The sequence below is a fragment of the Myxococcus sp. NMCA1 genome, from assembly GCF_026810205.1.
Classification (GTDB): domain Bacteria; phylum Myxococcota; class Myxococcia; order Myxococcales; family Myxococcaceae; genus Myxococcus; species Myxococcus xanthus_A.
Map to the genome: position 1 here is coordinate 4,554,411 of NZ_CP113950.1, position 26,557 is coordinate 4,580,967.

Annotated in this window: 22 protein-coding genes and 1 pseudogene; 10 read left to right on the forward strand and 13 right to left on the reverse strand. The window is 68.4% G+C overall.

Annotation, left to right across the window (positions count from 1 at the left end):
* Window positions 1-11: 11 nt before the first annotated feature.
* The 5 genes from OZ403_RS19120 to OZ403_RS19140 all read right to left on the reverse strand — a co-directional run bounded on the left by OZ403_RS19120 (window position 12) and on the right by OZ403_RS19140 (window position 8,573).
* Window positions 12-221 (reverse strand): hypothetical protein, encoded by a 210-nt coding sequence (locus OZ403_RS19120; RefSeq protein ID WP_140791759.1) that lies wholly within the window; start codon window positions 219-221, stop codon window positions 12-14.
* A gap of 1,151 nt (window positions 222-1,372) precedes the next feature.
* Entirely contained in the window at window positions 1,373-3,577 is a 2,205-nt protein-coding gene (gene glgB / locus OZ403_RS19125; protein ID WP_268784794.1) for a 1,4-alpha-glucan branching protein GlgB, read from the reverse strand.
* Window positions 3,574-4,908, reverse strand: a complete 1,335-nt coding sequence (locus OZ403_RS19130; RefSeq protein ID WP_268784795.1) for a phosphotransferase — start codon at window positions 4,906-4,908, stop codon at window positions 3,574-3,576. Before OZ403_RS19130 ends, glgB begins: the two co-directional genes overlap by 4 nt.
* Window positions 4,905-6,560 (reverse strand): maltose alpha-D-glucosyltransferase, encoded by a 1,656-nt coding sequence (gene treS, locus OZ403_RS19135; protein WP_140791763.1) that lies wholly within the window; start codon window positions 6,558-6,560, stop codon window positions 4,905-4,907. The genes OZ403_RS19130 and treS overlap by 4 nt, the downstream gene beginning before the upstream one ends.
* Before the next feature lie 15 nt (window positions 6,561-6,575).
* A complete protein-coding gene (locus tag OZ403_RS19140) occupies window positions 6,576-8,573 on the reverse strand; it encodes an alpha-1,4-glucan--maltose-1-phosphate maltosyltransferase (RefSeq protein WP_268784796.1) in 1,998 nt (665 codons plus the stop codon).
* A 220-nt stretch (window positions 8,574-8,793) separates the two neighbouring features.
* Between OZ403_RS19140 and OZ403_RS19145 the strand changes: the two genes are divergently transcribed.
* The 4 genes and pseudogenes from OZ403_RS19145 to OZ403_RS19160 form a co-directional block, all read left to right on the forward strand.
* Window positions 8,794-9,393 (forward strand): sigma-70 family RNA polymerase sigma factor, encoded by a 600-nt coding sequence (locus OZ403_RS19145; RefSeq protein ID WP_140791767.1) that lies wholly within the window; start codon window positions 8,794-8,796, stop codon window positions 9,391-9,393.
* 90 nt (window positions 9,394-9,483) lie between these two features.
* Window positions 9,484-10,431, forward strand: a complete 948-nt coding sequence (locus OZ403_RS19150; RefSeq protein ID WP_268784797.1) for a dioxygenase family protein — start codon at window positions 9,484-9,486, stop codon at window positions 10,429-10,431.
* 24 nt (window positions 10,432-10,455) lie between these two features.
* The gene (locus OZ403_RS19155; RefSeq protein WP_140875454.1) at window positions 10,456-11,130 is read left to right on the forward strand and encodes a response regulator transcription factor; all 675 of its coding nucleotides are present in this window, start codon (window positions 10,456-10,458) and stop codon (window positions 11,128-11,130) included.
* A 659-nt stretch (window positions 11,131-11,789) separates the two neighbouring features.
* Window positions 11,790-11,891, forward strand: a pseudogene (locus OZ403_RS19160) (hypothetical protein); the annotation flags it as partial.
* A 568-nt stretch (window positions 11,892-12,459) separates the two neighbouring features.
* On the opposite strand, the gene OZ403_RS19165 reads toward OZ403_RS19160, so the two are convergent.
* Together OZ403_RS19165 and OZ403_RS19170 are read right to left on the reverse strand one after the other, a co-directional pair.
* Window positions 12,460-13,095 (reverse strand): pentapeptide repeat-containing protein, encoded by a 636-nt coding sequence (locus OZ403_RS19165; protein ID WP_140791769.1) that lies wholly within the window; start codon window positions 13,093-13,095, stop codon window positions 12,460-12,462.
* Between the two features lie 61 nt (window positions 13,096-13,156).
* On the reverse strand, window positions 13,157-13,513 hold the full coding sequence (locus OZ403_RS19170; protein WP_011553706.1) for a hypothetical protein: 357 nt from the start codon (window positions 13,511-13,513) through the stop codon (window positions 13,157-13,159).
* 194 nt (window positions 13,514-13,707) lie between these two features.
* Between OZ403_RS19170 and OZ403_RS19175 the strand changes: the two genes are divergently transcribed.
* Entirely contained in the window at window positions 13,708-14,406 is a 699-nt protein-coding gene (locus tag OZ403_RS19175) for a hypothetical protein (RefSeq protein ID WP_140875455.1), read from the forward strand.
* Between the two features lie 11 nt (window positions 14,407-14,417).
* Complete coding sequence (locus OZ403_RS19180) at window positions 14,418-15,377, forward strand: hypothetical protein (RefSeq protein WP_268784798.1); 960 nt, start codon at window positions 14,418-14,420, stop codon at window positions 15,375-15,377.
* Window positions 15,378-15,511: 134 nt separating this feature from the next.
* Here OZ403_RS19180 and OZ403_RS19185 read toward each other — a convergent pair whose 3' ends face one another.
* Together OZ403_RS19185 and OZ403_RS19190 are read right to left on the reverse strand one after the other, a co-directional pair.
* Complete coding sequence (locus OZ403_RS19185) at window positions 15,512-16,441, reverse strand: DUF4382 domain-containing protein (protein ID WP_268784799.1); 930 nt, start codon at window positions 16,439-16,441, stop codon at window positions 15,512-15,514.
* 135 nt (window positions 16,442-16,576) lie between these two features.
* Window positions 16,577-17,962, reverse strand: a complete 1,386-nt coding sequence (locus OZ403_RS19190) for a sigma 54-interacting transcriptional regulator (RefSeq protein ID WP_140791777.1) — start codon at window positions 17,960-17,962, stop codon at window positions 16,577-16,579.
* A gap of 152 nt (window positions 17,963-18,114) precedes the next feature.
* Here OZ403_RS19190 and OZ403_RS19195 point away from each other — a divergent pair, with 152 nt between their 5' ends.
* Entirely contained in the window at window positions 18,115-19,953 is a 1,839-nt protein-coding gene (locus OZ403_RS19195) for a serine/threonine-protein kinase (RefSeq protein ID WP_268784800.1), read from the forward strand.
* Between the two features lie 76 nt (window positions 19,954-20,029).
* Window positions 20,030-22,183, forward strand: coding sequence for an alpha-amylase family glycosyl hydrolase (locus OZ403_RS19200; protein WP_268784801.1), 2,154 nt, complete (start codon window positions 20,030-20,032; stop codon window positions 22,181-22,183).
* Window positions 22,184-22,242: 59 nt separating this feature from the next.
* Here OZ403_RS19200 and OZ403_RS19205 read toward each other — a convergent pair whose 3' ends face one another.
* Window positions 22,243-22,452: a hypothetical protein gene (locus OZ403_RS19205; RefSeq protein ID WP_011553713.1), complete on the reverse strand. Its 210-nt coding sequence runs from the start codon at window positions 22,450-22,452 to the stop codon at window positions 22,243-22,245.
* Window positions 22,453-22,681: 229 nt separating this feature from the next.
* Here OZ403_RS19205 and OZ403_RS19210 point away from each other — a divergent pair, with 229 nt between their 5' ends.
* Window positions 22,682-22,957, forward strand: coding sequence for a hypothetical protein (locus tag OZ403_RS19210; protein WP_090492493.1), 276 nt, complete (start codon window positions 22,682-22,684; stop codon window positions 22,955-22,957).
* A gap of 62 nt (window positions 22,958-23,019) precedes the next feature.
* A complete protein-coding gene (locus tag OZ403_RS19215) occupies window positions 23,020-23,751 on the forward strand; it encodes a PHP-associated domain-containing protein (RefSeq protein ID WP_140791806.1) in 732 nt (243 codons plus the stop codon).
* Window positions 23,752-23,772: 21 nt separating this feature from the next.
* Here OZ403_RS19215 and OZ403_RS19220 read toward each other — a convergent pair whose 3' ends face one another.
* The 3 genes from OZ403_RS19220 to OZ403_RS19230 all read right to left on the reverse strand — a co-directional run bounded on the left by OZ403_RS19220 (window position 23,773) and on the right by OZ403_RS19230 (window position 26,342).
* Window positions 23,773-24,519: a hypothetical protein gene (locus tag OZ403_RS19220; protein WP_268784802.1), complete on the reverse strand. Its 747-nt coding sequence runs from the start codon at window positions 24,517-24,519 to the stop codon at window positions 23,773-23,775.
* 324 nt (window positions 24,520-24,843) lie between these two features.
* The gene (locus tag OZ403_RS19225) at window positions 24,844-25,161 is read right to left on the reverse strand and encodes an FmdB family zinc ribbon protein (RefSeq protein ID WP_140791811.1); all 318 of its coding nucleotides are present in this window, start codon (window positions 25,159-25,161) and stop codon (window positions 24,844-24,846) included.
* 29 nt (window positions 25,162-25,190) lie between these two features.
* Window positions 25,191-26,342 carry a hypothetical protein gene (locus OZ403_RS19230; protein WP_140791813.1) on the reverse strand — a complete coding sequence of 384 codons (1,152 nt, stop codon included), beginning with the start codon at window positions 26,340-26,342 and terminating at the stop codon, window positions 25,191-25,193.
* Window positions 26,343-26,557 lie beyond the last annotated feature (215 nt).

Genomic DNA, 26,557 nt, shown 5'->3' on the forward strand with positions numbered 1-26,557 from the left:
CCTGGGCAGGCTCACGGCTTGCCGTGCCACAGGTCGTCCGAGTCCTCGGAGTCCAGTGGATGGATGGTGATCTCACGCCCGTCCTTGTCGGGCGTGCTGCGCACCGCCTCCGTCTCGTCCGGCGTTCGAGGCGCCCGCTCCGAGAAGCTGTCGTTCTGGAGGTGGCGCTGACGCTGCTCACTGGTCCCGCCGTACCCCTCGATGATCTTCTTCTTCGTCATCCCCGTCCTCCTGGTGCGTCGATCGCCCAGAAGTAGGCTGGGGTCGGATGGAGGAGGGAGCAAGCGGCACGGCCTGCTCGCCTGGTGTGCGGGCGGTGTATCGGGGGTTGGCGGGGCAGTGCCTACATGCACAAAACATCAGGTGTTTTCAGGGGGCCTGAGACCATCGTTCCTACATGAACGTCAGGGCAGGGGCCCGGCGATCATGATCGGGGTCGATTGACTGTCTGGACGTTCAGTGGGTCATGCGGTGGTTGGCTCGCCAAGGCCCACATGAACGCGCTATCAGGCATTTGGCCTCATGTTCGCGGTGTCGCTGTGAGCGGGGCTTCAGTGACACACCGGGTTCTGGTTGCTGCCGGCTTGCTGATGACGTGTTCAGAGGGGCGAGTACCCTCGATTGCATCAATGCCCACATGATCGTGCGTTCAGTGTCGCGCGGAGTTCTGATCGCGGCCTGTTTGCTGATGGTATGTTCAGTGATCCGGATGGCGCTGTGGACGCGAATGCCTACATGGTAGCGCGTTCAGTACCGCGTATCGGCCTGAACGCGGCATGTTGCTGATTCAATGTTCAGTGGTTCGGGCGTCGTCTTGGGTATTCATGCCTACATGGCAGTGCGTTCAGTGCGCCGCTCGGCCGATCGCCGTCTTCGGGCTGGCTGGATGTTCAGTGGTTTTTGGCACCCCGTATTGCGATGCCTACATGGCTATGCGTTCAGTGCTGCCACAGCTGATCGCCGTCTTTGGACTGATTGGATGTTCAGTGAGTTTTGGCACCCCGTGTGTCGAATCCTACGGGCCTGCTCGTTCAGTGCCTGGCTGGTTCCCTTTCGCTGACGGGATGCCCAGTGATTTCAATGCACTCTGACGAGTCGTGCATGGGCTTGATGTTTGTGATTGATGTTTGTCTTTGATGTTTTTGTTGGCATTCATTGCGAAGAGTCATTGAGGGGCCCGCTGGAGCGCAGGCTGGTTCACGCGCGGGGCGGTGGCTGCTCTGGTGGGAGACCCACCATGGCGAAGACGAACGACACCAGGCGGCGAGCAAAGCCCGTCGCCGTCGCCCCCAGTTCGCACGCTGTGCCTCGACGCAGGAACCAGGAGTCCGCGGTGATGCTGTGGTGAACGCCCCTGTGTCGAGGGATTGGCTCAGCCCGGCGTGAACCACAACACGGACAACGGGGGCAGGGTGAGGGTGGCCGAAGCCGGCTGGCCATCCCAGCCCGTGGGTTCGGTGTGAATCTGGCCCATGTTGCCCAGGTTGGAGCCGCCGTACTGCTCGGCGTCCGTGTTGATCAACTCCACGTAGCGGCCCTGGAACGGGAAGCCCACGCGGTAGTTCTCCCGCACCGTCGGCGACAGGTTGGCGATACACACCACATGCCGTCCTGGCTGACGCGCGCGCCGCACGAACGCGAACACGTTGTACGCGGCCGAGTCCGGCTGGAGCCACTGGAAGCCCATGGGCTCGCCGTCCGCGTCGTGAAGCGCGGGCATGTCCCGGTAGATGCGGTTCAGGTCCGAAACCAGCTGAAGGATGCCGTGGTGCCCCGGGTCGTGCGTCAGGTGCCAGTCCAGGCTCTTGTCGTGGTTCCACTCGGCCGGCTGGCCGAACTCGCCGCCCATGAAGACGAGCTTCTTGCCCGGGTGCGCCCACATCCACGCGAACAGGGAGCGCAGGTTGGCGCGCTTCTGCCACGGGTCGCCCGGCATCCGCCCGTACAGGCTGCCCTTGCCGTGCACCACCTCGTCATGGCTCAGCGGCAGCATGAACTGCTCGCTGAACGCGTACAGCAAGCCGAAGGTGAGCTGGTTGTGGTGGTACTGCCGGTAGATGGGGTCCTTGGAGAAGTACGACAGCGTGTCGTGCATCCACCCCATGTTCCACTTGTAGTCGAACCCCAGGCCGCCTTCGGACACCGGCGCGGACACCTTGGGCCAGGCCGTGGACTCCTCGGCGATGACGACGACGCCCGGGTGCTTGCGGTGGACCGTTTCGTTCAGCTCGCGCAGGAAATGGATGGCCTCTTCGTTCTCCCGGCCGCCCCAGCGGTTGGGAATCCACTCGCCCTGCTTGCGGCTGTAGTCGAGGTAGAGCATCGACGCCACCGCGTCCACGCGCAGTCCGTCGATGTGGTACTCCTCGATCCAGAACAACGCGTTGGCGATGAGGAAGTTGCGCACCTCATTGCGGCCGAAGTTGAAGACCAGCGTGCCCCAGTCCGGCTGCGCGCCCTTGCGCGGGTCGGCATGCTCATACAGGGCCGTGCCGTCGAACTGCCCCAGGGCGTGCAGGTCGCGCGGGAAGTGTCCGGGCACCCAGTCCACGAGCACCCCGATGCCTTCCTGGTGCATGTGGTCGATGAAGAAGCGCAGGTCATCCGGGTGGCCGAAGCGCGCCGTGGGCGCGTAGTAGCCACCGACCTGGTAGCCCCAGGAGCCACCGTAGGGGTGCTCGGCTACGGGGAGCAGCTCGATGTGGGTGAAGCCGGTGAACTTGATGTACTCGGCCAGCGCGGGAGCCAGCTCCCGGTACGTCATGGGCCGGTCGCCGTCTTCCACCACCCGGCGCCAGCTGCCCAGGTGGACCTCGTACACGCTCCACGGCTGGTGATGGACGTCCCGCCGCTGCGCGCGTTGCTCCAGCCACGCCGCGTCGCCCCAGGTGTAGCGCGCCAGGTCGTGCACCACGGAGGCCGTGGCGGGGGGGACCTCGGTGCGGAAGGCGAACGGGTCCGCCTTGAGGACGTTGGGCCCGTCCTGGCCGGGGCGAATCTCGAACTTGTACCGGGTGCCTTCGCCCACCTCGGGGACGAAGAGCTCCCAGATGCCGGAGGAGCCCATGCGGCGCATGGAGTGCAGCCGGCCGTCCCAGCCGTTGAAGTCACCGACCACGGACACGCCCGCCGCCGTGGGGGCCCACACCGCGAACGAGGTGCCGCGCACGCCGTTGTGGTGCAGCAGGTGCGCGCCCATGCGCTCCCAGAGCCGCTCGTGGCGGCCTTCACCGGCGTAATACAGGTCCATCTCCCCCAGGGTGGGGAGGAAGCTGTACGGGTCGCGCAGCGTGAAGACGCGCTTGCCGGGGTACTCCACTTCCAGCAAGTAGTTGAACGTCTGGTCCTTGCCGTTGATGCGGGCCTCGTAGACGCCGCCCAGCCGGTGCGTCATCGCGACGCGGCCGCCGGATTCCGGCAGCACGTGGATGGCCACGGCGTCCGGGCGGAAGGCGCGAATCACCACGCCATCCCCATCCGGGTGGATGCCCAGGACAGAGTGTGGCTCCGGATGCCTCAGCTCCACGACGCGCTGAAGCTCCGCGTCGACCTGGGCCTTGTCGGCTGGCTTCCTCACTTGGGTGCCTCCATACGCAAGAGGGCCTGGACGGGGATGCGCACCCAGTCGGGCCGGTTCTGCATTTCGTATCGGACTTCGTAGAGGAGTTTCTCCAACTCGAACGCACGCAGCATCACGTCGAAGGTGTCTTCGTCCGTGGGCAGGAAGGGCGCGCCGCGCGTCACCTTCCGATAACCTTCCACGAAGGCGTCGCGGATGGTGTTCATGCGCTCGTGGGGCGTGCCACCCTCCAGTGCAACCGTCGCCTCCGCGTAGTCGAACGAGCGGATCATCCCCGCCACGTCGCGCAGCGCGCTGTACTTCTCCCGGCGGGTGGTGAAGGAGCGCGCGGGCTCGCCTTCGAAGTCGAAGATGATCCACTGGTTGTTGGCGCGCAGCACCTGCCCCAGGTGGAGGTCGCCGTGGATGCGAATCTTCTGGCCGGAGGGCGGCACCTGCGCCAGACGCTTCGCGTACTCGATGAGGTCGTCGCGCCGGTTCTCCAGTTCCGGGTACTGCCGGCTGGCGTCCGCCAGCGTCACGCCTAGCTCCCCGACGATGGAGGCGCTCCAGCGCTGGAGGTCCTCTTGCAGCAGCGGCTCCGGCGTGAAGGCCGGGTCTTCGTCGGTCGCCGAGGCGAACGCCAGGTGGAGCTCGCCCAGACGCGAGCCCAGATCGCGCATCTCCGACTGGAAGCGCTCACCCACCGCACGTTCCTGGCGCAGCCGGTCCAGCGTGTACTTCCAGCCGTCCGTCGCGTCCGGCACGAAGCGGTGGGCCACCGCGAGCGTCGCGCCCGCCGCCCCTTCCAGATGCAGCGCGCCCACCAGCGTGGGCGTGGCACGGAACGACGTCTTGGTCGCGAGGAAGCGGCCCACCTCATGCTCCGGATTCACGCCGGCTTCCAGCTTGCGGATGATCTTCAGGATGACCTTCTCACCCAGCACCACCGAGGTGTTGCTCTGCTCCACCTGCAGCCGCCGCACCTCTGGTGACTCCGAGAGGGCGAGCAAGCCGTCCTGACCGCCAATCCATTCGCCTTGCACGCGGCCGGACGCGGACGCCACCTGGCCTTCGGTTCGGATGAGGTCGAAGAGGCCGCGCAGGCATTCGTCGCTCTCCAGCGCGTCTCGCACGCCTTCGGTGGAGGGATGAACGGGCAGCAGGTAGCGCTCCGGGCTGCCCAGTTCGTAGATGACCTCCACCACGGCGAGGCTGAAGGAGCATCCGCCCGATTCGACGGTGGCGTGGTCCATCACCGTGACGTGCTTGATGGGCCAGGCCTTGCCGCTGAACCAGCGCTGGTGCTTGAGGTAGTCAGGGAGCTTGGTCAAATCGAGGGTTGTCATTCGAGGCTCCTCACCTGCTGGGGCCTGTCCAGCCGGAACCACAGGAACATGAAGGGGCCCATGGAGAGCTGATACGGCAGCTCACTCACCCGCGGGAAGGGGGTTTCTCCAATCAGCTCTACCGGCACGGCGCCCTCCCACTCACGCATGTCGAGCACCGCGGGCTGGGCGAAGCGTGACAGGTTGCACACCACCAGAACCGTCTGGCCCTCCCATTCACGGATGAAGGCCAGCACCTTGCGATTGTCCGTCTGGAGGAAGCGCAGGTTCCCCAAGGAGAAGACGGGGTAGCGCTGGCGGATGCGAATCATCCGCTTCACCCAGTGCAGGAGGCTGGACTTCACCCGCTCCTGCGCTTCCACGTTGATGGACTGATAACCGTACACCGGGTCGGCGATGACGGGCGCGTACAGGCGTGCGTAATCCGCGCGGCTGAAGCCCGCGTTGCGGTCTCCCGTCCATTGCATGGGCGTGCGCACGCCGTTGCGGTCGCCGAGGTAGATGTTGTCGCCCATGCCAATCTCGTCGCCGTAGTAGAGGACGGGCGTGCCGGGCAGGGTGAAGAGCAGGCTGTGCATCAGCTCGATGCGCCGGCGGCCGTTGTCCATCAGCGGCGCCAGCCGGCGGCGGATGCCCAGATTGATGCGCATGCGCGGGTCGGTGGCGTATTCCCGGTACATGTAGTCCCGGTCCTCGTCCGTCACCATCTCTAGCGTCAGCTCGTCATGGTTGCGCAGGAAGATGGCCCACTGGCAGTTGTCCGGGATGTCCGGCGTCTGCTGCATGATTTCGACGATGGGCGTGCGGTCCTCGCGGCGCACCGCCATGAAGAGGCGGGGCATCACCGGGAAGTGGAAGCCCATGTGGAACTCATCGCCGTCGCCGAAGTACACGCGCACGTCGGCGGGCCACTGGTTCGCCTCCGCCAGCAGCATCTTCCCCTGGTATTCGGAGTCGATGGTCTTCCGCAGGCGCTTGAGGAAGGCGTGCGTCTCCGGAAGGTTCTCGCAGTTGGTGCCTTCGCGCTCGAAGAGGTAGGGCACGGCGTCGCAGCGGAACCCGTCCACGCCCATGTTGAGCCAGAAGCGCATGACGTCCAGCATGGCTTCCTGCACTTCGGGGTTGTCGTAGTTGAGGTCCGGCTGGTGGCTGAAGAAGCGGTGCCAGAAGTACTGCTTGGCCACCGGGTCCCACGTCCAGTTGGAGCGCTCCGTGTCCAGGAAGATGATGCGCGCGCCCTTGTACTGCTCGTCGGTGTCGCTCCAGACGTACCAGTTGCGCTTGGGGCTGTTGGGGTCGCTGCGCGCTTCCTGGAACCATGGGTGCTGGTCACTGGTGTGGTTCACCACCAGCTCGGTGATGACGCGGATGTCGCGCTTGTGCGCCTCATCCACCAGCCGCTGGAAGTCCGCGAGCGTGCCGTAGTCCGGGTGGACGCCGTAGAAGTCCGCGATGTCGTAGCCGTCGTCGCGCAGCGGCGAAGGGTAGTGGGGCAGCAACCAGAGGCAGTTGATGCCCAGGTCCTGGAGGTACGGAAGCTTTTCAATCAGACCGGGGATGTCCCCGTGGCCATCTCCGTTGGAGTCATGGAAGGCACGAAGGTGCAGCTCGTAGATAAGGGCTTTCTTGTACCAGAGGGGATCCAGGTCCATACGCCTCTCGGGTTGTCACTCGTAGTAGTCGAACGCGTTCTCAGTGCGGCGGAACCGGTGAACGGCCCAGAGGGCCGCGGGCTGCTCGGGCGTCAGGCGCACCTGCACGTCGGGACCCTGCCATAGCGAGCGCTGGTCCGACATCAACTCGTGCACCTGATACGTCTCGTCGGGGCGCGCGCCCAGCCACTCCAGTGGCACGTGCAGCAGCGCCTCCTGGGCTGCATACGGGTCCAGGCTCACCGCCATCAGCACCATGCTGCCGCCGTCTGGCGTGCGCTTGCCGTAGAAGAGGACGCGGTCGTTGTTCGACGAGAAGAAGCGCAGCGTCCCGTACTGATGCAGCGCGGGGTGCGTGCGGCGCGCGGCGTTGAGGCGCGCAATCCAATCCCGGATGTTGCCGGGCCGATCCAAATCCCAAGCGACCAGCTGGTACTTCTCCGAATCGGTGTACTCCTCCTTGCCCGGGATGGGGCGGCCCTCGCACAGCTCGTAGCCGCAGTACATGCCCCACACGGAGGAGAGCGTGCCGGCCAGCGCCGCGCGCAGACGGAAGGCACCGGGCCCCGCGTTCTGGAGGAACTCCGGGAGGATGTCCGGCGTATTGGGCCAGAGGTTGCCGCGGAAGTAGTCGGACACCGGCGGCTGGGTGATCTCCTCCAGGTACTCCTGGAGCTCGCCCTTGAAGTTGCGCCAGGTGAAGTAGGTGTACGACTGGGTGAAGCCCACCTTGCCCAGGGCCTTCATCACCTTGGGACGGGTGAAGGCCTCGGACAGGAAGAGGACCTGCGGATGGGCTTCCTGCACGCGGCGGATGAGCCAGGCCCAGAATTGCGTGGGCTTGGTGTGTGGGTTGTCCACGCGGAACGTGTTCACCCCTTGCTTCACCCAGTGGAGGACGACGGATTCCAGCTCCGCCCAGAGCGACTCACGGGCGGGGCCCATCCAGTCGAAGTTGACGATGTCCTCGTAGCGCTTGGGCGGGTTCTCCGCCGTCTTGATGGTGCCGTCCGGCCGGTGCTGGAACCACTCGGGATGTTCCTTCACGTACGGGTGGTCCGGCGAGCACTGGAAGGCCAGGTCCAGCGCCACCTCGATGCCGTGTGCCTGCGCCGTCTCCACGAAGTGCCGGAAGTCCTCCAGCGTCCCCAGTTTCGGGTGCACGGCCTTGTGGCCGCCTTCCGAGGCACCAATGGCCCAGGGGCTGCCCACGTCGTCGGCCGCCGCGGTGAGGCTGTTGTTCTTGCCCTTGCGCGCCGTGCGGCCAATGGGGTGGATGGGCGGGAGGTAGACGGTGTCGAAGCCGAGCTGCTGGATGTACGGCAGCCAGGCTTCCGCGTCCCGGAAGGTGGCGTGGGTGACGCCGTCGCGCTTCGCCGAACGCGGGAAGAATTCGTACCACGCGCTGAAGCGGGCCTTCTCCCGGTCCGCGAAGACCTCCAACACCTTGTCGTAGCGGCGGGCCAGTGAACGGTCCGGGTGGGTCGAGGCCACGTCGGCCAGCTCGGGCGCCAGGGCCACGGCGAGGAGGTCAGGGGAGGGGGCCTGTCGCAGCCGGACAGCCGCTTCGGTCAGCACCCGAGCGTCGTCCATCTGCTTCGCCGTGCGGGCTCGGGCGGCGGCGCCTTCCAGCAGGGCGGCGCCTTCCAGCAGCTCGCTGCGCACGTCGCGGCCCGCGTCGACCTTGCGCTTCAGCTCGGACGTCCAGGTCCGGAAGAGGTCTGGCCACGCTTCAATCGAGTATTCGTAGCGGCCGTTCCGAGCGAGGGGGAATTCGCCTTCCCACCGGTCATTGCCGAGGAAGCGCATGGGCACTTCCTCCCAGTCGGTCTGCTGGGACCGGGGCGTCACCTGGCGCCAGCGGATGACGGCGACGAGGACGTCATGGCCTTCCTTGAAGACATCGGCCTTGACGGTGCACCGCTCTCCCACGACGCGCTTCACGGCGTGACGTCCAGCGTCCAGCTCGGGGCTGACTCCCTCGATGAATACGCTTCCGAGTCGTTCAGTCATGGTGGCCGGCAGCCCTTATAGGTCTTGGGTTGTGATTGCCTCGCGGCGAATCGCGGCTGTTGTCGATGCTGGACGGCTTCCGTGCCGGCCGCGTTGGCTCGTCAACGTTAAGGATGGGGGCGGGCACTGCCCACCCTGGAAGGCACAGCGCGCCCGGGTGCCCGCCTGCCGATACTTGAAGCTGGGAACTGCCCTGCCGATTGAGCTATCCGGGACGAACATGGCGCCTCCTTCCTCCGCTGTGCCCCGAGCAAGCGACCCAGCGCTGGACCTGGTCCTCCTCCGGCAGGTCGCCATGGGAAGCCCGCAGGCCATGCGCGACGTCTACGCGCGCTGCGGTGGACGGTGCTTCGCCATCGCGTTGCGGTTGCTACCGACCCACGCTGACGCGGAAGAGGTGTTGCAGGAGAGCTTCCTGGAGGTCTGGCGGCGCGCCAGAGAGTTCAATCCAGAACGCGGCGGCCTGGAGGCCTGGGTGACGACGATTGTGCGCACGCGCGCCATCGACCGGCTGCGGGCGCAGGGAACGGCGGCCCGCGTGGTGGAAGGGGCCGCGCAGCAGGGGCCTCCGGTCAGCGCCGCGCCCGCCGCGCCGGACGAAGCGGTCAGCCAGGGGGAGGCTCGCGCCCGCGTGGTGGCGGCGCTGGCCCAGCTTCCTCCGGAGCAGCGGGCGGTGGTGGAGCTTGCCTACTTCGAAGGACTCTCCCAGCGGGAGATTGCCGAGCGCACCGGAGACCCATTGGGCACGGTGAAGACTCGTGCGCGGCTCGCGTTGGAGAAGCTGGGGGCGTTGTTGGAGATGCTGCGCCCCCACGCCTAGCCCCGCTTAAGATTCCCTCAAGCTTTTCCGTCCAGAAGGGGGATGTGCCCGCCGACGTGGGCACGTCACCGGTTGGAACGGAGGCTGTGGATGAAAAGCGAAGTCATGTCGCGCCGTCGGATTCTCAAGGGCACGGGAGTGACGCTGGCAACCCTGCCGCTCGCTCGCTTCCTCATCGCGTGTGGCGAGGGCACGGACCCCATCGATGAATCGAACCCGGACGCGGGGACCGGGGCCTCCGCCTGGGCCACCGGCGGCACCTCGGCGATGACGATGGCGGACACCTATCCGGATCCGTTCGCCGCGGGCATCGGCACGGTCTGCGCGCTCACCTGCGAGGCCACGCTGGGGCCCTGCTACGCGACCACCATCGAGCGGCAGGACATCAGTGAAGGCGAGAGCGGGCTGCCTGTCCGGCTGGCGCTTCTGGTGGTGAATGAGAACTGCGAGCCCATCCCCAACGTCACCGTGGATATCTGGCACGCGGGGCCTGCCGGCCTGTACTCGGGTGAGGACGCGAGCGACTTCTGCACGTCCGGTGACGCAGAGGCCCGGGCCGCGCGCTGGTTCCGCGGGGTGCAGACGACGGATGCGCAGGGCCGGGTGAACTTCGATACGTGTTTCCCGGGGTGGTACAGCAGCCGGACCATCCACATCCACTTCACCGTTCGCGTGGATGGGGCGGAGTTCGTCACCTCGCAGCTCTTCTTCGATGACGCGCTCAACGATGAGGTCGTCAACACCCAGCCGCTCTATGACGCGCGGGGCGCCCGGGACACGACCAACCAGAACGACACGGTCATCTCCGGCGATGCGGTGGCGGACTACGTGTTCCAGACCGGGCGCATGGCGGACGGTGCGATGCTGGCGTGGAAGACGCTGGTCATCCGTTCCTCGCTGTCGAACGCGCGGTGCGCGGTGCCGGGGGGCAGTGGTGGGCCGGGCGGTGGACCGGGCGGCCCTCCGCCAAGTGGCGATGGCGGCATGGGGCCGCCGCCGGGGTGGGACGGGGGCATGGGCCCTCCGCCCGGCTTCTGATGGCGGAACGAGGAGGCACACGGCATGGGCGAGCGCATCCTGCTCGTGGAGGATGACCCCCAACTCGGCGCGCAGATCGCCGAGCACCTGCGCGGCGCGGGCTTCGAGCCCACGTGGTGGCGGGAGGGCCGTGTGCTCGCCTCGGGTGAGCTCCCTGACGTCAGCCTGGTGGTGCTGGACCTGATGCTCCCCGGTACCTACGGCCTGGACATGCTCAAGTCGCTCCGGGCCTTCTCGGAGGTGCCGGTGCTCATCCTCAGCGCGCGCAATGACACCTTGGACAAGGTGCGGGCGCTGAAGCTGGGGGCGGATGACTACCTGACGAAGCCATTCTGGCCGGAGGAACTCATTGAGCGGGTGCGGGCCCGGCTCCGGCGGCCGACGTTGCAGAAGCCGGACGCCGTCGTGGCGCTGGGGCCGCTGCGCATCGACCTCCAGGCCCGCGAGGTTCGCGTCCATGATCAGGTCGTGGAGCTGACGCGGGTGGAGTTCGCGCTGCTGGCGGCGTTGGCGCGCAGGCCGCGCGAGGCCGTGACGCGGCAGTGGTTGGTGGAGCATGTGATGGACCCGGAGCGCGAGGGAACGGAGCGCACGCTGGACGTGCATGTGTCCCGGCTCCGGCGGAAGCTGGGCGCCCAGCACGGCGTGGAGACTGTCTGGGGCGTGGGCTACCGCCTCGTGCCGGGGGATGGCTCGTGAAGCTTCGACTGCGTCTGGCGCTGACAGTGGTCGCGGTGTCGGTGCCGATGGTCGCCAGCGTGGGGTACGTCCAGCACTCGTTGCGGCAGCGCAACCAGGCGGAGGTGCTGGAGGCGTCCACGCTGGCACGGATGCAGGCGGGAGAGCGGGAGCGCTGTGAGGCGCGGCCCGCGACGTGGGGGGCGCGGCGAGGGCCCAGGCCACCAGCGTTTCAAGGGAACTCCGAGGGTCCGCCGCGCACCGCCGACGGGCGTCCCGCGGCGCCCGGCGAGGTGGAGCCTCCATGGCGAGAAGAGGCCCCGCGTGGCGGCGGTCCTCCCGCCTCGGTGCGGCCTCCTCGCATGGACCGATCCGGGCCCAACGGACCGTGGCCCATGGGCGTCGCGCATTTCGCGTACGGTGCCGGGCTCGAATCCCTGAACCCCGACGCTCCCGTCCTTTCCGAGTCGGTGCGGCGGGAAGCCCAGGAGGGACGTGCGACGGTCGTCCGTCGAACGGCGCGGGACGGTGAGTCGGTGCTCGACGTCCTGATTCGCATGCCGTGGGAGGAGGGGCCCTGCGCGTTCATCCTCGCCCGGCGGATAGAGCCCCGGGGACCACCGCTTGGCGGCATTCCCCCTCCGGAGGTGCTGGGCGTCCCGCTGCTGGCCGTGCTCGTGATGGCGTTGGCGCTGGGGCCCGTGGTCCGGCGCGTGCGGCAGCTCACCGCGGAGGTCCGTGCGTCCGCGAACAGCCGCTATGTGGAGCCCGTCCTGGTGCGAGGCCATGACGAGGTGGCCGAGCTGGCCCGCGCGTTCCAGGAGGCTCGCGCCGAAATCCAGTCCCAGCTCTCCCAGCAGGAGGCCCGGGAGCAGGCCCTGCGGGACTTCCTGGCCAACACCACGCACGACGTGATGACCCCGCTCACGGTGCTCCAGGGACACCTGTCGGGACTCCAGCAGCGGTTGAGCCGGGGGGAGGCCCTGGAGTCCTCCGTGGTCGGAGATGCGATGGGAGCGGCGCACTACATCGCGTCCCTGGTACACAACCTGGCGGCGGCGACGCGGCTCGAAGCCGGACGGCCCCAGGTCCAGTGGGCCGAGGTGGACCTCAACGCCGTGGTGTCACGCGTCTTGGGCCGGCATCAGCCCATTGCCCGCCAGCAGCGAATCTCCCTGGAGAGCGGCGTGCCGGAGACCGCTGTCTGGGTCCACGGAGACGTGACGCTCATCGAGCAGGCCGTGAGCAACACATCACCCACCATGTCGCGCAGGTGCATGGCTGGACCTTGTCGCTGGCGCCATCGGAATACGGCGGCCTGGAGCTCGTGCTGGAGGGCGCGTCCTCCCACTAGCGGCCCTTCTTGCGCTCCGTCTTCGCCTTCGGGCCCTCACCGTAGCCTGACACCACGAGCCCGAGCGTCTGGACGAAGTTCACCGCGGCCTCCACGGGGATGCGCGTGGCCTTCACCCGGTTGCGCGCGGGGTCGATGAACACGCCCAGCGCGGTTCCGAAGTCCGCCTTCGTGAGCGTGCAGCCGCGGAAGTTGCTGCCGGTGATGTCCGAATCGCTGAAGTCCGACTCGGACAGGTCCGTGTCGATGAAGTTCATCTCCAGCGCCGTGCAGCGCAGGAACGCCGTCTTCCGCAGGCTGAGCCCCGCGAAGGTGCAGTAGCGCAGGTTGGAGCCGTCGAAGGTGACTTCGGGGAAGCTGCCCACGTCCGTCCAGTCGATGCCCATCAGCTTGGAGCTTTCGAACCGCACGTCCCGCAGCGACGTCTCCGTGAACCGGGCCCGCGTGAGGTCGCAACCGGTGAAGACGCAGGACTCCATCCGAGTCCTCGTCCAGCGACTCTCCTGCAGGGTGCAGTTGAGGAACGTGCAGCGGTAGAACTCCTTCCCGCCCAGGTCCGTCTCCTGGAGGTTCAGGTCGGCGAAGGTTTCGTTCTCGAAGCTGTCTTCTTCGTGGATGCGCTGGGAGGCCATGGCGGGCCCGTCACTAACGCCAGATGGCGCTCGCGGGCCAAGTCATTTCGCTCCGGACTCTCTATCCATGACGGACGGTGAATGCCGCCAGCAGGGGCCCCGCCAGGCGGGTGTTCGCAGGAGACGTCGGTCCTCCTTCGGGAAGCTGCGTGAGGAGCGCCTCCAAGGCGGGCTTCATCTCCTCGAAGGCGGCGGTGGCCGCCGCCGCGTTGTCGAAGAAGCGGTGGTAGAGGAGCCAGCCGGTGACGGAGCAGGCGATGGCGTGGAAGGAGCGGGTGTCATCCAACTCGTAGGTGAGCCGCGCCAGGCCGCCGAAGTCCTCATCCCGCGCGATGGTGCCGCCCTGGGTGCCCATCCACCCGATGGAGCCCCCGTCTTCATATGGCCGCCACGCCGCGTCGTCCGCACGTCCCACCATTCCACCCCGTGAAAGGAAACCGGCGCCATCATGCGTGCCCCGGGGCGGACGCTCCAGGACTCCGAGGCCTCCTCTTCGTCCGGAGGTGGACGTCGGTTCGGCGCGGCGGAGGTAGGGAAGGGGAGCACGCCGCGGTTCGCGGAACAGTTGCGGCGGGGCGGTTTGTGCCCGGCGAGGCGCCGTCCTAACCTGCCATGTCCATGAAGGCGATCCTCGTCTCCCTTTTCCTGTTGGGCTCGGCGCCGGACTCCAGCGCGCCAGCGATTCCGCCCGAAGCGCTCGCGGCGCCCCCTGTCGCGGATGAGTCACCCACCGCGTGGTCCTGCACCGTGGACACCCTGCGCGCTGGGAAGGAATGCGTGTTCGAGGCGGACCTGTCCGCGGGCGCGCCCAGCGATTCGCAGGACGCGTCTAACAAGAAGCTCCTCCAGGACGTGGCCCGCGCGCTGTGCACGGAGGCAGTGGGCAACATCCGCGAGGGCCGCCCGGACGCGACGCTCACCGCGCTCTGTGAGCGGCGCTACATCACCGCCGTGGACCAGTGCGGACTGGAAGGCACGTCGTTCGTGGTGGACGCCAAGGGCCGCTTCGCCCCCGGCGCCCGCTCTTGCTACCGCGCGCTGGCCAACGTCCTTCAAGAGGTGCAGTTCATGGCCACGGTGGCCTCGCCGTGCTGCGAGTGCGCCGCCCGCGCCAACTGCCCGGGCACCGCGGACCGCTGCTATGCCGAGGTCGCCCAGCAGGCCACCGCGCCCCAGACGCAGGCGTGCCTGAGTGATAGGTGCGCGGATGCGTGCGCCGTCGTGCTTCCGCTGCCTCGCTCCGGTGCGCACCCCGCGCCCACCGTCCAGCAGCGCAGCCGTTCCACCAGCCCTGGCTCCGCTTCCCTGTAGGAGTTCCGCCCATGCGCCGTCCTTCCTGGAAGCTGTCCACCTGGGCCCTGCTGGGCTCCTTCACCGCTGGCTGCGGCGCCTCGCATTCCCACGTGACGTGGTCGGAGGACGCGCCTCACCCGAAGGAGGAGGTGTTTGTCGCCAGGCCTCCGCCGGAGCCGCCCGCGCCCAGCCCTACCTCGGACCCCAAGGCCTTCGCCGCCCGGTACGCCAACCCGGCTGTGTGTGAAGCCGCCGCGCGGCGGCTTCAGCGGGCTTCACGGGATGAGGCGTGGGATGGCCTGAAGGCCTGCATCGAGCACACGCCCTTCACCCAGCTCAACGCGCTGCTGGGTCGCGCCTGGGCGCAGGACCTGAGCGTCCGTCCCGAAGGCGCCAGGCTCATTGCCCGTGTGGTGGCCCAGCGCGGTGGCAGCGTGACGGGGGAGCTGCGCTACCTCCAGGAGAAGCAGATCCCCATCTTCTCACTGGCCTCCGCCATGGACCGGCCGGACACGTACAAGGGCCGCTACGTGCTGCTGCGCGCGCAGGTCGCGGACCAGCGTTCGGAAGGTGAGCGCCCCACGGTGTGGCTGGTGGAGCAGGCCCTCAGCTCCGTCCAGACGGACGAGGTCGTGGGCTATGGCGAGCGCATCGACTCCGTCACCGCGTACTCGGGTGACCTGGCCGGCCAGTCCGTGCTCACGGGGCCGGGGCGGATGGGGGGAACGGTGAGCACGTCGGAGCGCTCCGGCCGCAACACCACGCGGCGCTTCGTGGAGAACATCTCCGATGAGACGGGCCGCGAGGCACTCGGCCGTCTGGCGAGCGCCGACCCGTTCCTGGAGACCCGGCGCGACTACGTCATCCTCGCGCGTTTCGACGGCGTCCGCCTCACGTCGGGCGGCGCGGAGACGGATGATGAGGCGCCGCGCATCCCGGTGCTGACCATCGTCAGCTACCACGCACCGCAGGCGCTCGTCGTCTACTGAGCCGCCTTCGACGTGGGCTCTCCGCTGGATGACGCGGAAAAAAAACGAGGCGCCGGGAAACTTGCCCCGACGCCTCGCCCTGGGAACCGACCCCGCGCCAGTCCCCACGTAACCGTGTGCACGTCGCGCCCGCGCTACTGCTGGGTCGCACCCGTAATCGTGAAGTGATTCGCCACGTCGCGGCCCGAACCCACTTCCACCGTCACCGGATGGTCGGGCGCGGTGGAGGCGCTGACGAAGGGGGGCGGCTCGAGGTGCACCGTGAAGGTGCCCGGAATGAGGAACTTGAAGACCGCCTCGTAGGTGCCGTCGCCGTCCTCGTCGGTCAGCGCCAGCCGCTCACGGCTGCCCGCCTCGTTCGTCATCACCGCGTTGAAGTCGCCCAGCGTCACCTGGTGGCCGTCCACCACGGGCAGCGTCACCGTGGCGGCTGTGTCCGCCGTCACGCGGATGCTGCCGGAGGCCGTCACCTCGGCGGACTTGATGACCGGACGCATCACCCACTTGCCCGAGTTGCCCGCTTCCTTGCCAAAGCTCTGGCCGACGTCGAAGTCCACGAGCAGCACCTTCTGCTCGCCTTCGATGGTCAGCTTCTCGGAGAACTTCACCTTCAGCCCGGACGTGCCGTAGCTGGGCATGTGGAGCTGGCCGCCCACCTGCGTGCCCGCGGGCAGGCCGGAGTAGTCGGCTGACGACGCGAACACGGTCGACGCGCCGTCCTCATTCGCCACCTCGATGTAGCCACCGGTGATGACGAAGCGAAGCTCGGAGTAGTCGCCATTGGGGACCACCGCGTCAGACACCAGTTCGGACGTGGAGTTGGCGAGCTCCAGCAGGCTCACGGTGACGGGGGTATCGCGCAGCACCACGCGACCACCTTTGCCGTCGCCGCCTTGCAGATAGATTTCGGAGATGGTGACGACCGCGGTGCGGATGTCGTCTCCCGGCGCGTCGGTCAGCAGCAGGGTGACCTTTCCCTCATTGCCGCCACACGCCATCAGCGGGAGCAGGGCGATGGGCAGCAGGGCCAACAGGGTCGAGCGCAGGCGCGAGCGAAGAGTCATGGTCGGCACGTCCCGGAATAGGGCCCGCTGGAATACCGGGCCGTTCGACACGTAATGACCCGGCCCGGAAACAACCGGCCACGCGAACCTGCTCACGTCGCCGCGAAAGCAGGGGGCCCGGAGGCCCACACCCACTCACGCCGGTGACGTGTCCAGGCCGTGCTTGCGCAGCAGCTTGCGCAGGTACACGCGGTCGATGCCCGCCTCGCGGGCCGCGCGGGACACGTTGCCCTCGCAGCGGTCGATGAGGGCGCGCAGGTAATCGCGCTCGAAGCCTTCGATGATGCGGTCCTTGGCTTCCTTGAAGGGGAGGTCCAGGGAGATGGGGCGCGTGCTCTCCGGGTCGTCCGAAGGCGGCGGCAGGGTGGTGGGGTCCTCGGCGTGGGAAGGCAGGTCCGGGATGTCCGGCAGGGCCTCGTCGCCCAGGTTCACCACCCGGTCCACCACGTTGCGCAGCTCGCGCACGTTGCCCGGCCACGGGTACTGCGCGAGCAGGGCGCGCGTCTGGTCCGACAGCGCGCTGGGAGGACGCCCCATCCGCTGCAGCACCGTGTCGACGAGCAGCGGCACGTCTTCCAGTCGCTCCCGCAGCGGCGGAAGGCCGACGCGGAGCACCGCGAGCCGGTGAAAGAGGTCACCGCGGAAGCGCCCGGCCTGCACCGAGCCCTCCAGGTCCTGGTGCGTGGCCGCGACGACGCGCACGTCAAAGGTGCGGTAGTCGTTGGAGCCCACGCGCTTCACCTGCCGGCGCTCCAGCGCGCGCAGCAGGCGGGGTTGGACTTCCAGCGGCAGTTCGCCGACTTCGTCCAGGAAGAGCGTGCCGCCGTGGGCGCGCTCGAAGGCGCCCGCGCGGTCGGAGTGCGCACCCGTGAAGGCGCCTTTCACGTGTCCGAAGAGCTCGCTCTCCAGCAGTGAGGGGGCGATGCCCGCCAGGTCCGCGATGACGAATGGCCCCCGGGCCCGAGGGCTGTGCGTGTGGATGGCCTCCGCGCACAGCTCCTTGCCCGTGCCCGTCTCGCCCTGGATGAGCACGTCCGACTCACCCGCGGACAGCCGCTCCAGCAGCGTGAAGAGCTCCCGCATGCGGCGGCTGTTGCCCACCAGCGAGCCGAAGGCGCTGCGCGCGGACAGGGGACGCGCCCGGGGACGTTCGCTCTCCGGCATCAGCTTCAGCTCGGTGGTGCCCAGCTTGAGGACCGCGCCCGTGCGCACCTCCAGCTCCTGGAAGCGCATGCCTTCGCAATAGGACCCATTGCGCGAGCCCGGGTCCACCGCGCGCACGCCGCTCTCGTTCACCTCGAGGATGAGGTGCTGGCGCGACACCGCCCGGTCCGACAGGAGGATGTCCGCATCCCGGCCCGAACCCACGCGATAGCGTCCCGGCATCAGCGGCCAGTCGCGGCCAGCGTCCGGACCCGACAACACCACCAGCCGGGTACGTACCCGTTGGACGCGAATGGCCGGCAACGCATCGGTGCGGACCAGCTCGTCGTCCCCATCCTCATCTCCCAGACTCGCCACGGCGCGGACGATATCACAGCCGCTTTGCGGGGTTGGCCTCCGCATTCCCGGGTTATGCGGTAAAGTTTGAAAAGGGGGCACCCGCGATGGCAAGTGCGCCGCGAGAACGATTCGGCCGGTATGAACTTCAAGAGCGGGTTGGCCAGGGCGGCATGGCGGAGACGTGGCGTGCCCGGCTCCGGGGCGCGGCGGGCGTCACCAAGTCCGTGCTCATCAAGAAGGTGCTCCCGGAGTACGCCAACGACGAAGCCTTCGTGTCCATGTTCATCAGCGAGGCGCGCATCTCCGCCACGCTGTCGCACGGGGCCATTGCCCAGGTCTTCGACTTCGGGAAGGTGGACGGGCAGTACTTCCTGGCCATGGAGCTGGTGGAAGGCCAGCCGCTGAACCGCATCCTGAAGCGGGCGCTGCGCTCCGGCTACCACTCCCTGCCGGTGCCCCTCGCTGTCTTCATCGCCATGGAGATGTGCCGCGGCCTGCACTACGCCCACACTCGCAATGACGAAAAGGGCGAGCCGCTGGGCATCGTCCATCGCGACATCTCTCCCGACAACGTCCTCATCGGCTACGAGGGACAGGTCAAAATCGTCGATTTCGGCATCGCGAAGGCGCGCTCCCTGCGCAGCTTCAACACCGAGCCCGGCGTGGTGAGGGGGAAGTACCTGTTCTTCTCGCCGGAGCAGGCGCGGGGGGAAGCGGTGGATGCCCGCACGGACGTCTGGGCCACCGGCGTGGTGCTGTTCCAGATGCTCTGCGGCCGGCTGCCGCTTGAGGGACAGGTCCACACGGTGTTGCAGCGCTTGAATAGCGGCCAGCCGCTGCCCTCACCGCGACAGGTACGGTCCGACATCCCGGTGGCGCTGGACTCCATCCTCCAGCGGGCGCTCGCGCTCCGGAAGGAATCCCGTTTCGAGTCCGCCCATGCGCTCGGGGATGCCCTGGCCGGGTTCCTCTACTCGTCCACCCCGCGCTTTTCGCCCATGTCCGTGGGGTACCTGCTGCGGGAGCTGTACCGCCCGGACCTGGAGGCGCTCGGGATGACTGCCCGGGTGCCGGCCTCCTTCGCGGAGGAGATGTCCATCTGGCGCGAGGCGCCCCCGCTGCCAGCGCCCACGCAGCACGGTGTGCCAGCGCTGGACCTGGAGCCGGACTACCGCACCGAGGAGAGCGGGCCCGTCGAGGTGGACGACGCGGAGAAGGTGGCTCCCGCGCCGCGTGCGACGCGGGTGGGCCTGTTCGCCGAAGGCAGCCGCGGCTCCCAGTGGGTGGCCGGTGTCGGCCTGGTGATGGCCGCGGTGCTCGCCGTGGTGGCGGTGACGCGGGTGGGCTCCGACTTACTGGCCGCCGCCAGGGAAGAGGCGCGCGCGCCCGGGCCGCCCGTAGCGCAGCGGATCATGCCACCCGCGTTGCCTCCCGCAGCACCCGTGGCCGCGCCCTCGAAGCCCCCGGCCGCGGAGGAGTCGCCTTCGCGGGCCGCCGAGGCCATGGTCGAGAACGCGGATGACGACGAGGTGTCGGGAAACGCCGACACGCCGGATGACGCACCCGAGGCCGCGGCCGGGCGTTCCGGAGTGGCGCGTCCGGTCTCCGGGACGCGGAGCGGCAAGGTCATTCCCGCGGCTGGCACGGGCGCTCGAGGACAGACGCGGCAGGCCCCGGCGGCGCTGCTGGGTGAGGCGGGCAACGCCCTGGCGGTGTCGCCGGTGACGGCGGGGCCCGCGTACAGGGTGCTCACCGCTGGGCGCGCCCTCCAGCGTGAGGGGAAGTACACCGCCGCGCGGAACTCCGCCCGTGAGTGCGCCCGGCTCGAGCCCGGCAACGCCGAGTGCTACCTGCTGCTGGGGGCCGTGGAGGTGAAGCTGGGGCGCATCGAGGAGGGGGCTCGCAACTACCACCGCTTCCTGGAGCTGGCCCCGTCGGACCATCCGCTCGCGAGCACCGTCCTGCGCATCCTGCAGGAGTACGAAGCCCACCAGGTCGGGCGTCCATAATTCGACGCATTGAGTCATCTGGTTCCCCGCCGGGGGCTTGGAAAAGCGAGTGAGCCTCCCGTACAAGGGGGCTTGCATGACGCGTTTCCGCCTTCCTCGACGCCTGATGCTCCCTGCGCTGCTGACGGCGGCCGCATGTGGTGAGTCCGACTCCATCCCTGTCCGGACCTGCGACGTGACGTTGACCTACGCACCGCAGCAGTCCGTGGCGGGCACGGTTCAGGTCGTGGGGGAGTGGAACAACTTCGCCGCCCTGCCTCAGCCCATGAACGACCGGGGTGACGGCGTGTTCACGCTCCGCCTGGAAGGGCTGGAGCCGCGCGACTACGGCTACCGCTTCGTGGTGGGCAACAAGCAGGAGATGGACCCGGAGAACCCGTACTCGCGCTGGGTTCGCGCGGAGGAGTATTCGCGCCTCACCGTCCCGGACTGCCGCCAGCCCGTGCTGGAGCTGAACCGCTTCACGGTGACGCCCGAGGGCTCGCTGGACGTGGCTGTCTCCTACCTCGACGGGACCGACAAGGCCGGCCCGGCGGGTGAGGGCATGGTGATGTCGCTGGACGGCACGCCCCGGCCGGATGCCTATGACGCCGCCACCGGCCGCTTCAGCCTGAACGTGCAGGGCCTGGAGCAGGGCAAGCACCACGTGAAGGTGGTGGCCAAGGACAGCCAGGGCCGAGAGGCGAAGTCGCTCTACCTGCCGTTCTGGGTGGAGCCGGAGCGCTTCCACTGGGCTTCGGGGCTCATGTACTTCGCCTTCACGGACCGCTTCCACAATGGCCGGCTGGAGAACGACGCTCCGGTGGCGGACGTGGACCCCATCGCCAACTATCTTGGCGGGGACTTCGCGGGCATCACCCAGAAGCTGGAGGAGGGGTACTTCGACGCGCTGGGCGTGCGTACGATCTGGATTTCGCCGGTGGATCAGAACCCGGAAGGCCGCTTCATCGGCACGGGCGGCAAGTACTACACGGGCTACCACGGCTACTGGCCGTCGAAGCCTCGCGAGACGCAGCACCGCTTCGGCTCGCTGGAGGAGCTGCGCGCGCTCACGGCGGCCGCGCACAAGCGGGGCATCCGCGTCATCGCCGACCTGGTGCTCAACCACGTCCACCAGGAGCACCCCTACTGGACGAGCCACGGGCAGGAGGGCTGGTTCAACACCGCCGCCAGTTGCGTGTGTGGCACGCAGGACTGCGACTGGGAAGCCCAGCGCCTCATCTGCAAGTTCACGGACTATCTGCCGGATTTCAACTGGCGCTCGTCGGACTTCGTGGACCAGTTCGCCGCGGACACGCTCTGGTGGCTGGAGCAGGCGGACTTCGACGGCTTCCGCCTGGACGCGGTGAAGCACATGGAGCAGGTGGCCGGGCGCACCATCCGCGGGAAGCTGAAGGAGATCACCACGATGACGGGCACCGAGTTCTACCTCGTGGGCGAGACGTACGTTCACGTGGATGGGCGCTCACAGATTGCCCGCTACATCAGCCCGCGCGAGCTGGACGGTCAGTTCGACTTCCCCCTGTACTGGCCCGTGCGCGAGGCCTTCGCGGACGGCCAGGGCTTGCAGCGTGTGGACGACGCCGTGCGCGCCAACGAGGAGGCCTATGCGCCGGGGACGCTCAACTCGCCGTTCCTGGGCAACCACGACGTGGCGCGCTTCATCTCCCAGGCCGCGGGGCAGCTGCGCGGGGATGGGAGTGATCCCTTCGGTCCCAACCGCCCGTCCTCGGTGGTGACGGACCCGGCCGCCTTCGAGAAGATGAAGTACGGCTTCGCCTTCGTGCTGACGCAGCCGGGCGTGCCGCTGGTGTACTACGGCGACGAGGTCGGCCTGCCGGGCGCGGGTGATCCAGACAACCGCCGCTTCATGCGCTTCGGCAGCGCGCTGGCGCCGCTGGAGCGGGAGCTGCTCGACTTCGTGCGGACGCTGGGGCAGGCGCGCCTGGCGCACGAGGCGCTGCAGACGGGCGCGCGGCGGACCCTGCGCGTGGAGAACGACCTCTACGTGTTCCAGCGCGATCTGCCGGACGGACGGGGCGCTCTGGTGGCCATCAATCGTGGCGCCATAGAGCGCTCACTGGTGCTGGATCTGATGGGGAGCCTGGCCGCGAGCAGCGGCACCTACGTGGACATCTTCACGGGGCAGACGCTGCAGCTCGCCGGCACGGAGACGGTGCTCGTCGTCCCGCCGCGCGGCGTCGCTGTCTACGTGCCCCACCAGGAGTAACAGAGCAGGGATGTTCCGGTGGAGGGGTGGGCCGTCCCCCTTCCGCCGGCGCATTCCGCTCAGGACTGCGGGGCCGCCTGCTCGCTCTTGCCGTGCTTGTAGAAAAGCACGAGGGTGTAGCAGTGGAATTCGTTGTCGGAAGACTGACAAACGACCCGGTCCACAATCTCCAGGTCAGAGTTGCTCTTCAGCCACCGGGTGACGTTCTCACCCAGCTCCTCGCGCTCCTTCGCCTTGGTGGCGGAGAAGACCTTCACGCCCGTGAACATCGCCTGCCACTCCTTGTGCGGTGCTGATTCAGGACAATAGGAAGTTATCGCACGCGCCGTTCCGGGGTGTCAAAAACCCGGCTTCCCTGTTGTGGGGATGTTGATCGTCCATGCCTGGGGGTTTGCAGTCTCCCGCCCGTGCCTATGTTGATCGAGTCGCACCTGATTGCCTGGGGCGCTCGTGGCAGGGGGCCGCGAGTGGCGGCGGAGTGGGGAAGGGGGAAGGCCCGTGGACATGAAGACCAAGAAGGACCTGGCCGTAGACTTCATCAACACCATCCGGACGATGGAGCCCTCCGCGCTGAATGCGCTCATCGTCAAGGAGGCGGGTGAAGAGCTGGCCCAGTTCTTCCTCAATTACAGTGCGAATCTCATCTCCAAGGACCCGTCCCGGGTGCTGGAGAATACGTCCTCGCTGATGCTGATGGGGTACCTCATCCGCACCTACGAGGAGAAGAACACCCAGGCCACCCAGGGCACCTTCCAGTCCTACGCGTTCGCCTGAGTCGCGGGCAGGGCGTTGCAGGCTCGACAGGGCTCGGGGGAGCCTGTTAGGGAGCAGCGCCCATGCTCATCGACCTGCACGCCCATTCCCACCTGTCCAAGGGTTGCGAGCTGGACCCTCGCGCCGTGCTGGAGCGGGCCGCCTTGTTCGGCCTGGACGGGGTGGCCTTCACCGAGACGAACACCCAGGACGGCTGCGACGAGCTCTTCGAGATCGGCGCGAAGTCGAAGCTCAAGGTCTTCGTCGGGCTGGAGCTGGTGACGGACCGTGGACAGTACCTGTGCTTCTTCCCGAAGCCGGAGCTGGCCCCGGAGCCGGTGCAGATGTGGGGCAGCAACCGCGAGAAGCCGTGGAGCGCCGCCGAGTGCCTTCCCAAGGTGAAGGCCCTGGGCGCCGCCATCGTCGCCGCGCGCCCCTATGACCGGGACTCGCAGAATCCGGCCATGGACTTCATCCGCTCCCTCGGCGTGCTGAGCGCCGTGGAGGGCTACAACGCCCGGGTGAAGCAGACGTCCAATGACCTGGCCGTGGAGGCCGCTGCGGCGCTGAAGCTTCCCTGTGTGGGAGGCAGTGACGCCCGGGGCTCGCTCGACGAGGTCGGCCGGGGTGCCACGCTCTTCAAGCGGCCGGTGCAGACGCAGGCCGAACTGGTGGCCGAGCTGCAGAAGGGGGATTTCTGGCCGGTGATGGCCGGCGATCTTCCCCGGCTTACGCGCCCGGGAGAGGCCCAGGCGGCGCGCAAGTCCGGTGGTGGCGGCCGTGGTGGCGGTGGTGGCAAGCGCCGCCGTCGTTAGCCGGCGCTCACCGAAGTCCACTCAGGGGACGACCTGGTCGCCGCCTTCCTCGGCGCGCGCGAGGCGTCCGTCCGTGAAGAAGACGCGGCGGCGGCCCCCGGGGTAGGTCCACTCCTCGTGCCTGGCCGTGCCCTCCAGGGAGCGCCGCACCGTCTCTGGCGGGCCCCAGGCCATGCGTGCCGCGTCCATGGACATGTTGGCCACCAGTCGCTTCTCACGCACGGCCTCCTGCACCGCGGGCGGCAGCGCGTCCAGGGTGGGATTCAAGTCCCGCGCGGACAGGTACTTCTCCAGCTCCGTGCGGAAGTCCTCCGGACGGTCCAGGTTGGGCGGCATCACCAGGATGAGCGGCGGCGCGTTGGCGGGTGCGCCGGCTTCCGTGAGGTACACCCAGGGCCAGGCGCGCGGGCTGTAGAGGACGCGCTCGGTGATGACCCAGGAGGTGGGGAACTCCACGCGGGTGATGCGCAGCTTCGTCCCGGCGGGGAGCACTCGCTCCACGGCGCCCGGGTTGATGGGGGTGCCCTTCGTGTCGTCGAGGAGCCGGACGTCCTCGGGGGCGTAGGGCGTCAGTAGTCGCTTGGAGGCGTCACCGAAGAGCGGCGTGACGTTGCTGGAGACGCGGAGGTACTGCTCCGCCTCCGGGCCGGAGAGCGTCTGGTTGAGGGAGGTCCGCGCCTCGGGCGGCATGCGCGTCTGGGACGCACAGCCCGCGCCAAGCACGGTCAGCAGGGACAGGGACAGGATTCGGAATGGGGCGAGCGGCATGGCACCTCCGCGGGGACAGGGCGCGGCAGGTGTCCTGATTAGCTCACCGGGCTGGCTGCGTCAGCGGGGATGGCTCCACCGCCTCGCGCTTGCCACCGCGGCATCCGCGCTGGGGCGGGCAGATGGGGCCGCGGCCATGCGGATCCGCGACGAGCAGGAAACGGCCGAGCCCGCGGGTGTCCGTCAGCTCTGGATGGCCACACAGAGCGCAGTGACGGGGAGGACGCTTGGAGGGGGGGAAGGGCACGGGGAGTGAGTGTGCGCCGCTCCCATGCCCTGAGCGAATTTTCGGCGGGCCCGGCCCGGGTGGGCGCGGGCCGGGGACTACTTCTTGTCGCCCGAGGCCGCCGGCGCGGGGGCCGGAGCGGGCGTGCTGGGCGCGCTGCTGGCCGACGAGGACGCGCTCGACGACGAGGAGGAGCTGCTGCTCGACGCGGAGCTGCCGCCGTCCTTCTTGGTGGAGCTGTACAGGTCGGAGTACCAACCCCCGCCCTTGAGGACGAAGCTCGAGCGGCTGACGACCTTGGTCATCGACCCCTCGGCGCCGCACCCGCCGCACGTGGCGGGGGCGGGGTCGGAGATCTTCTGCAGCACGTCGATCATCTTTCCACAGCTCTGGCAGGAGTACTCGTAGATGGGCATGGTTCTCAGTGCCTCGTCAGGGTGTTGATTCAGCGGGAGCTGGCCAGCAACTGCTTGCGCAGTCCGTCCGCCAGTCCCAGGCGATCGAAGGCGCGGAAGACGAGCTCGGACGGGGCGCCGTGCTTGCGGCCGACGGCATCCGCCAGTTCGTGCAGGTCTCTGGCATCGTGCAGGACGTCACCGACCAGCCGCTCCAGTTCCTTGCGGAGCATGTCGGCGAACTTCTTCTGGATGCCCAGGTCGGCCAGGTACTTCTCGCGCCCGAGCAGGTCCAGCCGGTGCGTCAGGTGGGGCGCGGCCAGGGCCTCGCGGCGGAAGCGCTCGCGCAGGGCCTCCACGTCCTCCGTCAGCGACAGCACGGACACCAGCCGCTGCAGCTCCGACGGGCTCAGGCCCAGGGCCCAGGCCACGCGGCCGGCGGCGCCCCGCTGGGTGGTGAAGCCGTCCAGCACCTGGCGGCGCTCCTTCTCCACCATCGCGTCCATCAGCGCGTGGTCCCGGAGCACGTTCTCCAGATCCATCTGCGTCAGCTCGCCCCGCGCGCCATTGAAGCGCTGGGACAGGGCACGCAGCAGCGCGAAGCGGTGGTCGGCGGCCTCCAGGGCGGCCTCCACGATGGGCTTTCCGGTCAGGCGCGTCAGCTCCAAGAAGGACGCGCGCGGCGCCTCCACGCGGGTGAAGCGGCCCCGGGGGCGCGGCAGGTCCCTGCGCGAGAGGGCGGGCTCCTCGGCGAAGTCGGCGGGCGAACCCAGCGAGTCCTCCGTGGGGGCGCGCTTGCGCGGGGCGATGCGCTCCTTGACGGTGGCCTCCAGGTCCTCCTTCGCGGCCTTGCCGCCCTTCTTCCCGGCGGACGCATCCGCGGCGGGCGGCGGGGCGAAGGTGAGGGTGGGCTCGGCGGGAGCCGGAGCGGGCGGCGCCTTCTGATCGCGCACGTGAGCCAGCTCGCGGGCGACCTCGTAGAAGCCGCATGCCTGACGCTGCGCGGCCACGGAGGCCTGGGTGCCGCTGAGGATGTCGATGACGGCGAAGGGCCCCAGCGGGGAGGCCTCGGGTTCACCGTCCGTCAACGCGCGGACGCGGAAATCATCAGCCTCGGCCAGGAGGGCCAGCGCTTCGCGGACCTCGGGGGCCGGGGCGGGTGCCTTCGCGCGCCTGCAGAAGTCCGAGACGGCAACCGCCACGGGGGTGGGGACGTCGTCGGGCTGCCGTCTTCTCTGCCAGGGACTGTTCATGAATGTCGCGGAAAAATGCTCGTTTACGAGGGCGGATGCCTCTATCTTCGCCTACAGACAGGTGTCAATGAGCCAGTCCGATTCCAATCTAAACAGCCTACGGCGAGTGCAAGTCGCGGGGACGGGCGGGCGGGAGGGGAGGCGCTCCCCAGGGCCGCACGCCT